The sequence below is a fragment of the Psychrilyobacter atlanticus DSM 19335 genome, assembly GCF_000426625.1.
Classification (GTDB): Bacteria; Fusobacteriota; Fusobacteriia; order Fusobacteriales; family Fusobacteriaceae; genus Psychrilyobacter; species Psychrilyobacter atlanticus.
On the sequence record NZ_KE384548.1, the window covers coordinates 388,430 to 400,674 of the forward strand.

Annotated in this window: 10 protein-coding genes and 1 riboswitch; of the genes, 8 read left to right on the forward strand and 2 right to left on the reverse strand. The window is 31.9% G+C overall.

Annotated features, from left to right (window positions below; translation table 11 throughout):
* The first annotated feature begins 319 nt into the window (after nt 1–319).
* The 4 genes from K337_RS0113640 (at nt 320) to K337_RS0113655 (ending at nt 3,738) form a co-directional block, all read left to right on the forward strand.
* Nucleotides 320–913, forward strand: coding sequence for a TIGR03936 family radical SAM-associated protein (locus tag K337_RS0113640; protein WP_028857096.1), 594 nt, complete (start codon nt 320–322; stop codon nt 911–913).
* 34 nt (nt 914–947) lie between these two features.
* Nucleotides 948–2,219, forward strand: a complete 1,272-nt coding sequence (gene serS, locus K337_RS0113645; RefSeq protein WP_028857097.1) for a serine--tRNA ligase — start codon at nt 948–950, stop codon at nt 2,217–2,219.
* Nucleotides 2,203–2,676: an energy-coupling factor transporter transmembrane component T family protein gene (locus K337_RS0113650; protein ID WP_028857098.1), complete on the forward strand. Its 474-nt coding sequence runs from the start codon at nt 2,203–2,205 to the stop codon at nt 2,674–2,676. Before serS ends, K337_RS0113650 begins: the two co-directional genes overlap by 17 nt.
* Before the next feature lie 81 nt (nt 2,677–2,757).
* Nucleotides 2,758–3,738 carry a class II fructose-bisphosphate aldolase gene (locus K337_RS0113655; protein ID WP_028857099.1) on the forward strand — a complete coding sequence of 327 codons (981 nt, stop codon included), beginning with the start codon at nt 2,758–2,760 and terminating at the stop codon, nt 3,736–3,738.
* Between the two features lie 48 nt (nt 3,739–3,786).
* On the opposite strand, the gene K337_RS19330 is transcribed toward K337_RS0113655, so the two are convergent.
* Nucleotides 3,787–4,380 (reverse strand): hypothetical protein, encoded by a 594-nt coding sequence (locus K337_RS19330; protein ID WP_028857100.1) that lies wholly within the window; start codon nt 4,378–4,380, stop codon nt 3,787–3,789.
* A gap of 160 nt (nt 4,381–4,540) precedes the next feature.
* On the opposite strand from K337_RS19330, the gene K337_RS0113665 reads away from it, so the two are divergent.
* A complete protein-coding gene (locus K337_RS0113665; protein ID WP_028857101.1) occupies nt 4,541–5,308 on the forward strand; it encodes a sulfite exporter TauE/SafE family protein in 768 nt (255 codons plus the stop codon).
* Between the two features lie 33 nt (nt 5,309–5,341).
* Here the strand turns inward: K337_RS0113665 and K337_RS0113670 are convergent, their stop codons facing one another.
* A complete protein-coding gene (locus K337_RS0113670) occupies nt 5,342–7,453 on the reverse strand; it encodes a glutamine synthetase III family protein (protein WP_028857102.1) in 2,112 nt (703 codons plus the stop codon).
* A gap of 93 nt (nt 7,454–7,546) precedes the next feature.
* Nucleotides 7,547–7,644: riboswitch (purine riboswitch) on the reverse strand.
* A 275-nt stretch (nt 7,645–7,919) separates the two neighbouring features.
* Here K337_RS0113670 and glgB point away from each other — a divergent pair.
* From glgB to glgD, 3 genes are all read left to right on the forward strand, one after another.
* A complete protein-coding gene (gene glgB, locus K337_RS0113680) occupies nt 7,920–9,806 on the forward strand; it encodes a 1,4-alpha-glucan branching protein GlgB (RefSeq protein ID WP_028857103.1) in 1,887 nt (628 codons plus the stop codon).
* A 151-nt stretch (nt 9,807–9,957) separates the two neighbouring features.
* Complete coding sequence (locus tag K337_RS0113685) at nt 9,958–11,082, forward strand: glucose-1-phosphate adenylyltransferase (RefSeq protein WP_028857104.1); 1,125 nt, start codon at nt 9,958–9,960, stop codon at nt 11,080–11,082.
* A gap of 15 nt (nt 11,083–11,097) precedes the next feature.
* The gene (gene glgD, locus K337_RS0113690) at nt 11,098–12,219 is read left to right on the forward strand and encodes a glucose-1-phosphate adenylyltransferase subunit GlgD (RefSeq protein ID WP_028857105.1); all 1,122 of its coding nucleotides are present in this window, start codon (nt 11,098–11,100) and stop codon (nt 12,217–12,219) included.
* The last annotated feature ends 26 nt before the right edge of the window (nt 12,220–12,245 follow it).

The following is a 12,245-nucleotide window of genomic DNA, read 5'->3' on the forward strand; positions in this document are numbered from 1 at the left end:
TAATCCTTGATAGATATATGTTAGGTTAGAATTTTCTATAAAGGTAATATATTTAAACTTTTATAGAGACAAATTAAGTTCATTGAAAAAACAGTTAGTTTTTTCAATGGACTTTAAATTTTTTTTGACTGTTTCAGTATCTAATTAAATAGATAAAATAAATTTTGAGATGGTCATTTTAATTTAAAATAATAATAATACATATCATAGGTTATAAAAATAACACCTATATAAATGGTTCTGTATTTCTTTTGATTGAATTTTTTAATGGTTTATGTTAAAATTGTCAGATATAATAAGCGATAAAGAGGAGATGAACATGAAGAAAAGAATAGTCTTTGATAGGATCGGAGATATGAAATACATCTCTCATTTAGATACTATAAGATTTTTAGAGAGACTCTTTAAGAAAACAGGTATCACTATAAAACATTCAGAAGGTTTTACTCCAAGACCAAAGTTGTCCTTTGGAAATCCAGTGTCATTAGGAGATGAAGCATACAACGAACTAATGGATGCTGAAATAATCTCCGAATTGTCCAATGAGGAGATAGTAGAACTTCTAAATTCCAACTCACCTGAAGGGTTTAAATTTCATGAGATTTATGATGTCCCAAAGAAATCGGGGATAGCCAATGATTTTGATATTTTAATCTATGAAGTAGAGGGATGCACAGCGGATATAGATGGTTTAGAGAATCTATTGAATAGGGAAGAAATCATAGAAATAAGAGAAAAAAGAGGAAAAACCCAAGAAAGAAACTTAAAAGAAAAAATAGCAGATTTTAAAAGAATTGGTAATAAGATTTTTTTAGAACTATATAATATTTCTCCCAAAGGTTTATTTACATTGGCTGAGATAGATAGTAAAGATCTAAAAGTTACAAGAATGGGATATAAAAAAAGTAATTAAAATAAAATATAAAATAAAATATGGAGGGGTAAACATGTTAGATTTAAAGTATATCAGAAATAACATTGAATTTTTAAAAGGAATTTTAGAAAATAGAAACGCCAAGATAGATTTAGATAGATTTGAGCAGTTAGATGAGGAAAGAAGAGAGTTATTATCAGAGGTAGAAGTTTTAAAGTTTAAAAGAAATAATGCTTCACAAGAAGTTGGAAAATTAAAGAGAGCTGGAGAAGACGCATCTCACATAATCGAAGAGATGGGATCTGTAAGCTCTAGTATCAAAGCAATAGATAAAAAATTATCTGTAATCGAAGGGGAGATCAAATATTTCCAAATGACTATTCCAAATGTATATCATGAGTCTACACCAGTTGGAAATGACGACACTGATAATATCTTAGTTAGAACTTGGGGAGAACCTTCAAAATTTGATTTCGATGTTAAACCTCATTGGGAATTAGGAGAGGAATTAGATATATTAGATTTCGAAAGAGGAGTAAAATTAGGAGGATCTAGATTCACTCTATATAGAGGAGCAGGAGCTAGATTAGAAAGAGCACTAATAAACTTCATGTTAGATTTACATACTACAGAGCATGGATATACAGAGCATCTTACACCAATTTTAGTAAAACCTGAAATATGTGAAGGAACTGGTCAATTACCAAAATTTGGTGACGATATGTATAAGACTGAAGATGATATGTACCTAATCTCAACTTCAGAGATAACTTTAACAAATATCCATAGAGGAGAAACTTTAACAGAAGCAGATCTACCTAAATACTATACTGCATTCTCACCTTGTTTTAGAAGGGAAGCAGGATCATATGGTAGAGATATTAGAGGATTAATTAGACAGCATCAATTTAATAAAGTTGAGATGGTAAAATTAGCTCATCCTAATAACTCAAATGAAGAATTAGAAAAAATGGTAGTAAATGCAGAGACTGTATTACAAAAATTAGGATTACCATATAGAGTAGTTCAACTTTGTACAGGAGATATCGGGTTCTCAGCAACTAAAACATATGATTTAGAGGTATGGTTACCATCTGAAGATACATATAGAGAGATCTCATCTTGTTCTAACTGTGGAAATTTCCAAGCTAGAAGAATGGGACTTAGATTTAAACCATCTGAAGGTGGAAAGAGTGAATTTGTTCATACATTGAATGGATCTGGATTAGCAGTAGGAAGAACTTTACTAGCTATTATGGAAAATTATCAGCAAGCAGATGGAAGTTTCTTAATTCCAGAAGCTCTTAAGCCATACATGGGCGGGTTAGATGTTGTTAAAAAGTAGTATATTCTTTATACTCCTAATTACCATCCTTACATCTAATATATATATATTAATAATAGTAGCAGGTTTGATGATTTTTTCAAACCTGCTATTTAACAAAAATTTAAAAAATTCTATAAAGAAGATGAAATATGTCTTTCTTCTTTATTTCACTACAATATTATTTCAATTGTTGATGATTCAAGATGGGGAAGTTATTTTTAAATTTTATAATTTTTATATCACCTGGAGGGGAGTTACTCAGGTTGGGATTAATTTTTTGAGGATTTTTGATATATTACTTATTTCGTGGCTAATAAATGCACAAAACATTTTTACTGGAAAATTACAGAGATATAACGAATTAATAGATACGATTATAGAATTAGTTCCAGAGGTTTTTGTTCTATTTAAGAAGAAGATGAAATTCAAGGCGTTTTTTAGGCATATTTTAAAGCAAATAGAGGGTAAAATATAATCTTTCAAAAGATTGCTTTTATGTATTAAATTTGGTATTATTAAAGAGTAGAAAAACTCAAATACAATAGAGGAGGTAATTATGAGATATAATTACAAAGATTTAGGATTAGTGAACACTAAAGAGATGTTCGTTAAAGCAAATAAAGAAGGATATGCAGTACCTGCATTTAACTTTAACAACATGGAGCAAATGTTAGCAATCGTAGAAGCTGCTGCATTAAAAGGGTCACCAGTTATATTACAATGTTCAGGTGGAGCAAGAACTTATATGGGTAAACCAGTAGTACCTATGTTAGCTAAAGCTGCTGTTGACGTTGCAAGAGAAATGGGATCAGACATCCCTATCGCTTTACATTTAGATCATGGTTCATCTTTTGAGCAAGCAAAAGATTGTATCGAATGGGGATTCTCATCAGTAATGATCGATGCATCTCATCATTCATTCGAAGAAAATATTGCTGAATCTAAAAAAGTTGCAGAATACGCACATGCAAATGGTGTAACTGTTGAGGCTGAATTAGGTGTTTTAGCTGGAATCGAAGATGAAGTAGAAGCTGAAGAGCACATTTTCACACAACCACATGAAGTAGAAGAATTCGTAAAGGCATCTGGTGTAGATTCACTAGCTATCTCAATCGGAACTTCACATGGTGCACACAAATTCAAACCAGGAGATGATCCTAAATTAAGATTAGACATCTTAGCTGAAATCGAAGAAAGAATCCCTGGATTCCCTATCGTATTACATGGTTCATCATCAGTACCTGCAAAATTCTGTGACATGATCAAAGAATTTGGTGGAGAAATCAAAGATGCAATTGGTATCCCTAATGATCAATTAAGAGGAGCTACTAAATCTGCAGTTGCTAAAATCAACGTTGATACAGACGGAAGATTAGCATTCACAGCTGGAATCAGAGAAGTATTCACTAATAAACCAGGTGAATTTGATCCTAGAAAATATTTAACACCAGCAAAGAACTACATGAGAGATTTCTATATGGAAAAAATCGAAAATGTATTTGGTTCTGAAGGTGCTTATAAAAAAGGAAATAAATAATTAAATTTAAAAGGAGATAGTCTAACTATCTCCTTTTTTTATATTTAACTATGACCTCTTGTGATAGGTATAGTTGATTTTAGAATCAAGAACTCTTTGGTATTGTTTTAATTTTCTTTTTCCCTTACTGGGATCTAAGAAAAGCAATGAAAAAAATTCCCAAAGGAAAACCCATCCTCCTACATAAAATCCCTCTATGATTATTTCCCATACCAGATGAGTGACAGAAAGATTTTTTTTAATAATAGAAATAGCAAAAATAAATAAAATCCCTGTAATAAAACTCCCCATAGCTGATCTATAAGTCTCATAGATCTCCTTTTTTTTCTTCTTGCGCAGATATAAAAAATAATGTTTAATTTCCTTTATTCCTCTGGTTTCTTTAACCTGATCATAGACCTTTTGAGGCATATTTATATTCACTAAAAGGTTGTAGCGAAAGGGAATGTCTTCTATGGAATCCTCTAAATAGATAATTAAATCATCATCTAAATCCTTGTTCTTAAAAGGCGAAAAATCTAGAGTACTATAAAGTGATTCATAGTGATCTACGAAAATATCTATTATATAAGAATTAGTTTTCTTATCAAATCTAAAAAGTTCATCTAATTTTATCTCATTTTTTAAATTTTTAAAAATCATTTTAACCACCTCATGGTTGTTTATATTAATTTTTACAAAGTTAAGTAAAAAAATCCTTTTTTAGAGACTTTAATAAGATAATAAATGAGGAGTTAGTTGACATAAATAAGAGATTAGCCTATCATAGACATACATATTAATTTTACAAAGGTGGAAAAAAATGATGATATTATACTTTGGGATAGGACTACTGGCAACAATTTTTGGGTCATTGGTTGGATTAGGCGGAGGAGTGGTTATAAAACCGGTTTTAGATGCTATAGGAACCTATGACCTTACTACTATTGGGATACTCTCTTCTTTTACGGTCTTCTCCATGGCTGTTGTATCTACGGGAAAACAAATAAAGAAAGGATTTAAAGTTGAAAAAAATATGCTGATAATTGCAGCAGGATCAATATTAGGGGGGGGGATTGGTAATTTATTATTCAGTCTTTTTCTAAAAGCCTTAAATAATGAAGGTTTTGCTACAGCTATTCAAGGGTTTATACTGGCATTTTTGCTGATCTTGGTTTTATTTAAAGAAAATTTTCCAAAATATCATTTGAAAAATTATCTAGGGCTATTTTTAGTAGGGATGATCCTTGGAACTATAGCATCTTTTTTAGGTGTAGGAGGGGGACCTATAAATGTGATGGTCTTGGTTTTACTTATGAATATGGATATAAAAAAAAGTGCTACAACGTCAATATTGATAATTTTGTTGTCTCAGTTTACAAAGTTACTCTTGATATTTATAGAAAGCAGATTTAGAGGACTTGACCTTTCTATGCTCTATGTGATGATTCCAGGAGGTATTTTAGGAGGTTTTATAGGTGCTCATTTTAACCATAAATTGACCCATGAAACGATCCATAGGATATTCAATATTGCCATAGTAGTATTGGTAATTTTAAATATTTATAATGTGATAAGCAGTTTAGTATAGAAAAAAGAGCGGAAAAATCCGCTCTTTTTTTATTTATAATTTAAATAATAATTCTTCATAAGTCGGGAATGGCCACATCTTGTGTTCTACTATTCCTTCTAAGTTATCTCCATGAGTCCTTAACTCTTTCATAAGAGGCAATAATTGATCTTTAGTGAAGTTAACACTTAGTGTGATATCTTCTAAATTATTTAACTCCTCTAATTTTTCTTCTAATTTTTTAGCGGTATTGTATAAACCGGCATTATTTTTTAAGATAGAAGTTAGAAGTTCTTTTTGAGTTACTGCGAACCCCTCTCCTAATATTTTAGAAGATTTTTTAATTATTTCAGCTAGCTCTAAAGCGTATCTATTTGATGCTGGATAGATATCTTGGACAGCCATCTTAATCATTACAGCTGATTCTGTAACTATTTGATTATAATAATTTTCAGCATAGATATTATATCTAGAGATCAATTCTCCCTCAGATAATACTCCGTGTCTTCCAAATAGTTCAATTGTTTCAGAAGTGATATAAGTTCCTATTACATCTGTTGTAGATTTTAAATTAGGCAGTCCCCTTTCCTTAGCTTCTTCTACCCATTCCTCACCATAACCATTTCCAGAGAAGATGATTCTTTTATGCTCTTTGTATGTTTTAGATATTAATTTTTGAATTCCTTTAGTCTTATCTTCTACTCCTTCTAACTCATCAGCAAACTCTTTTAATACATCTGCCATAATAGTATTTATCATGATATTAGGTGTAGAAGTACTTTGACTAGAACCAGGCATTCTAAATTCAAACTTATTTCCTGTAAATGCAAACGGAGAAGTTCTGTTTCTATCGGTGATATCCATAGATAACTTAGGTAAAGAATCTACTCCAATTTCCATTTTACTTTTAGTTTCTAATTTTTCATCAGTCTTTTTAAAGATAGTTTCTAACTCATCCCCTAAGAAGATAGAGATTATAGCTGGTGGAGCTTCATGTCCTCCTAATCTGTTGTCGTTAGATGCACTTGCAGTAGATAGTCTAAGAAGTGGTGCATACTTATCTACAGCCTTTATAACAGCAGCTACAAAGATTAAAAATTGTGCATTCTCTTTAGGATTTTTCCCTGGATCAAATAAGTTTATTCCATCATCGGTAGCCAGAGACCAGTTATTATGTTTACCTGAACCATTAACATCTGCAAATGGTTTTTCATGTAATAACGCAACTAGATCATGTCTGATAGCTACTTTGTTTATAGTATCCATTACAAGTTGATTTTGGTCGGTAGCTACATTTGAAGTACTGTATACAGGGGCAAGCTCAAATTGGTTAGGAGCTACCTCGTTATGTTTTGTCTTTGAAGGGATTCCTAATCTCCATAATTCAAAGTCCAATTCTCTCATATAGGCAGCTACTCTCTCTTCAATAGTTCCATAATAATGACTTCTAAGCTCCTGTGATTTAGCAGGTTTTGCACCAAATAATGTTCTACCTGTATGAGCTAAGTCCAATCTTTTGTTGAATAAGTTTTTTTCAACTAAGAAATATTCCTGTTCTGCTCCTAAACATGTAGTGATATGTTGAGAAGTGTTATTTCCTAAGATCTTTAAGATTCTAAGAGCTTGTTTTTCAACGGCATTCATAGATCTAAGCAGAGGTACTTTTTTATCCAAAGCCTCTCCAGTATAAGCAACAAAAGCAGTAGGGATATATAGTGTAATCCCTGTATTGTCATCCTTTAAAAAAGCTGGTGATGTAGTATCCCAAGCAGTATATCCACGAGCTTCGAAAGTAGATCTTAGCCCACCATTTGGAAATGAAGATGCATCTGATTCTCCTTTAATTAACTCTTTTCCAGAGAATTCCATTATGATTTGTCCGTCTCCAATAGGAGAGATGAAAGAATCATGTTTTTCTGCAGTAAGTCCATTTAATGGTTGGAACCAGTGAGTAAAATGAGTTGCTCCTTTTTCTATTGCCCAGTCCTTCATGGCATTGGCAATTACTTCAGCAATGGAAAGAGTTAATTCCTTTCTACCATTTTGTACCTCTAAAAATTCTTTGAACACACTCTTTGGGACACGTTGTCTCAAGGTAGTTTTGTCGAAGCAATAATCTCCATAAATTTCAGGTACACTTTTAGTTTCATTAATAATTTTTTCCATTTGGACCTCCTAAGTTGTTTGAATGTTCATTGTGATTAATTTATAAAAAAACCAAGACATGTTTTAAGTAAGTGAAAAACAAGCCTCGGACGATAGCGGCATAAATTCACTTATAGTGGTTAATTTGTGGTAAACCCTAGAAACTCCCAACCATATTATGGGGATATATAAGTTTTATATAAATTTTAAAAAAGGGGGACAGTGACCTGAAGTCACTATCCCCTATAAGAAACTATTTTTAGTTTTTTAGATACTAAGCCCATCTTTGAAGTGAAGCTAAATATGAAAATGTCTAATTTATCAATTTTTTTTAAAACCATTTGCTTACCTCCAAATTTTTATGTGTACCAACTATTTAGAGCATTATAACAAATTTTTAGGAAAGAAGCAATTTTTTTTTGTAAAGATGATTGAGTTGGGGTATACTCCTAATGTACAACAAACTTAACAAATAAAGGGGTTAGCTATGAAATATGAGGAAGAAAAAAATAAAAGTGAATTTGATGTTCATATTTTTCACGAAGGAAACCATTTTGAGTCATATTATCTATTAGGTGCACATATAAATGAATGTGGAGTATCTTTTAGAGTTTGGGCTCCCAATGCCAAAAGTCTTTCAGTGGTAGGAGATTTTAATAATTGGGATCATAATAGTCACAGGATGAAAAAAATTAATGATTTTTGGTTTCTTCAAATTGATGGGATAAAAAAAGGTGATAAATATAAATATGTTGTTGAAACATGGAAGGCTGAAAAACTTGTAAAATCAGATCCATATGCACTGTATTCAGAATTAAGACCAAATACAGCTTCAATAGTATGGGATTTAGAAAATTATTCTTGGAATGACCAAGGATGGCAAGAGGATAAAAAATCCTATCAACCGTATAAAAATCCAATGAATATCTACGAAGTTCATTTGGGATCATGGAAAAAACCTCAAGGGAGGGAAAATTTTCAAACCTATAGAGAGTTGGCAGAGGAACTACCTAAATATGTTTCTGAAATGGGATATACCCATGTAGAATTAATGCCTATAGCTGAGTATCCACTGGATGATTCTTGGGGATACCAGGGGACGGGATATTTTTCAGTAACCAGTAGGCATGGGGTACCAGAAGATTTTAAATATTTGATAGATGAATTACATAGATACAAAATAGGAGTTATTTTAGATTGGGTGCCAGGACATTTTTGTAAAGATGCCCATGGATTGTATAGATTTGACGGTACCCCAACATATGAGTATAGCAATCCAATATTAGGAGAAAATGAACAGTGGGGAACCTGTAACTTTGATCTGTCCAAACGAGAGATTCATAGTTTCTTAATATCAAATGCTATATTCTGGATGAAGGAATATCATATAGATGGCCTCAGGGTAGATGCGGTATCTAATATGTTGTATTTAGATTTTTGCAAGGAACCCAGTCCGGAGTTAAAAAATAAAGATGGGGGGAATCAAAATTTATGGGCAGTTGATTTTATGCAAAGGTTGAATGGAGCTATATTTAAAGAGTTTCCAAATGCACTTATGATCGCTGAAGAATCTACGTCTCGGCCAAATATAACAAAAGGGAAGGAAGAAAATGGACTAGGGTTTAACTATAAATGGAATATGGGTTGGATGAATGATATTTTAAAATACATGGAGCTTGATCCTATCAATAGAAAGTTCCATCATAACCTAATCACGTTTTCAATAGTTTATGCATTTTCAGAAAATTATGTTCTGCCTTTTTCCCATGATGAAGTAGTTCACGGGAAAAAATCTCTTATAGAAAAATTTCCAGGTTACTATGTGGATAAATTTGCAAGTTTGAGATTGCTCCTAGGGTATATGATGGCACACCCAGGAAAAAAACTTCTTTTTATGGGTGGTGAGATCGGTCAGTTCTTAGAATGGAGGTTTTATGAATCTATAGAATGGCAGTTATTGGAACTTCAAAAACACAGAGAGATGCAAGAATTTGTTAAAAACTTAAACTTTTTTTATAGGAAAGAGAAATCTTTTTGGGAAATTGATCATTCATATGAAGGATTTCACTGGTTAGAGGCGAATAATAGTAATTGTGGGATAGTTTCCTTTATGAGAAAGAGTGAGGATAAGGATGAATTTATAATAGCAATATATAATTTCACCCCTGTCCATTATTCTAAACATAAGATGGGAGTACCTAGGTTTGTTGATTATGAAGAAGTATTGAACAGTGATACCAATGAGTATGGGGGACAAGGGAGAGTAAATTCAAAAGTGTTAAAACCTAGATGGGGTGGCGTAGGTAAAGAACTTTGCCATATAGAGATAGATATAGCTCCCCTTTCAGTAATATATTTAAAACCAAAATTTTAAAATACAGTATTTAGAAAACTTTTAGTCTTAAAACTTAAAACGAACATTTTTTTATAATATAACGCTTAAAAAGTAATCAATTTACTTAATTAAATGTAAGGTAATTGTGATAAGATGTCTAAAAGTTAAACATTCATAGGAGGGAGTTTAAATGAGAAAAAAAGAGATGATAGCTATGCTATTAGCAGGAGGACAAGGGAGTCGATTGGTTCCTTTAACTTCAGATGTAGCCAAACCAGCAGTTGATTTTGGGGGTAAATATAAAATTATAGATTTTCCATTGAGTAATTGCACAAACTCAGGAATCGATACTGTGGGAATACTTACCCAGTATAGACCATTTTTATTAAATACACATATAGGAACAGGCTCAGCTTGGGACCTGAATAGTATGCATGGGGGAACAGCAATACTTCCGCCATATACAACTCAAGAAGGTGGAGCATGGTATAAAGGAACAGCTAATGCCATCTATCAAAATATCCAGTATATAGATAGATATGATCCAGATCATGTACTTATCTTATCTGGAGATCACATCTATAAGATGGATTATAATAAGATGTTAAGGGAGCATAAAAAACAAGGAGCAGATGTGACAATTGCTGCTTTAACAGTAACCTTAGAAGAAGCTAAAAGATTTGGAATAATGAATGTCAGAGATGATAACACAATATATGAATTTGAAGAAAAACCAGAAAAACCAAAGAGTAATCTAGCTTCTATGGGGATCTATATCTTTAAATGGTCAGAATTAAAAAAATATTTGATTGAAGATGAAAAGAATAAAGAATCGGAAAATGATTTTGGTATGAATATACTGCCTAAGATGTTAGATGATGGGCTAAAAATGGTCACTCACCCATTTAAAGGTTACTGGAAAGATGTCGGAACAATCAATAGTTTATGGGAAGCTAATATGGATCTATTGGATGAAAACAATGATTTGAATTTACATACAAATAATTGGAAGATTTATACATCGGGAGAGCCAAAAGGCGCTGCCTATTTTGGTGAAAGTGCTAACGTCGAAAATTCGATGGTAGTTGACGGATGTGAAGTGAATGGTTCAATAAAGAATACAGTACTGTTTCCTGGGGTAATTATTGAGGAGGGAGCTGTAGTTGAAAATTCAGTGCTATTTCCAAATGTAAAAATAGGAAAAGGAGTAATCTTAGATAGAGTTATAGTAGGAGAAAATACAAATGTTCTGTCTGGAACTCATGCAGGAGATACTACAATAAAGGTGATACCGCAAAATAAAACTATAAAATAAATTTGGAGGGGAATTATGGCAAAATCATATATGGGATTAATACTGGCAGCTCAAGATACTAATGATATTATGGGTCTTACAAAATATAGACCTATTGCATCTATTCCATTTGCAGGAAGATATAGAATAATAGATTTTTCATTGACTAACTTAACTAGAACTGGGATTTCGAATGTAGGAATAGTGGTTCCACATAATTACGTAAGATCATTAAGAGATCATATAAGGGGAGGTCAGTTTTGGGACCTAAATAGAAAAAATGGAGGGATATTTTTGATGCATCCTACCATTGATGCTGAAATTGGTAAATCAAATGTAAAAAACTTTAGATCTAATTTAGAGTATTTACATAAGAGTAAGGAAAATAATGTTGTACTATGCTCATCTCATTTAGTAGCTAATATTGATCTGCGGTCTATCATAGACTCTCATGAAAAATCAGGTAGAGATCTCACAATAGTCTATAAAAAAGTAGATAAGAACCTAAAGGGTTATAGAGGTTGTACAAGTGTAATACTAAATGAAGATAAAGAAATAGAAAACTTTGGAGTAGTTGTAGATTCACGAGAAGAAACAAATATATCGTTAGAGATAAAAATTATAAGAAAAGATCTTTTAATAGACCTTCTAATGAGCGGGGTACAAAATGGACTTGTAGGAGATTTAAACAAGTTTATTGAAAATAGTGTCCATAAAATTTCTACTAATTTGTATGAATTCACTGGATATGGTAAATTTATTGATTCTACAAAAAATTATTTTAAAGCAAATAAAGATATATTAAAAAAAGAGATAAGAGAGGAACTCCTCCTAAGCAATGGAGGGATATCTACAAAAATTAATGACACTCCTCCAGCTATATACAAACCAAATTCTAAGGTATCTAATTCACTTATAGCTAACGGGTGTATTGTGAAGGGATCGGTAAAAAATAGTATCATAGGTAGAAGGGTAGTTATAAAAAAGGGAGCGACCATAGAAAATAGTATAATCTTACAATCTTGTATAATTGAAGAGGGCGTGGAGATAAGAAATGTGATCATAGATAAGAACGTAACAATTAGCAGATATCAAAAAGTGATTGGATCGGAAGATTTTCCATTGATAATAGAAAAAAAATCACTCTTAGACGGATAACATAAATTTTTGCTGGCTCTGAGGAG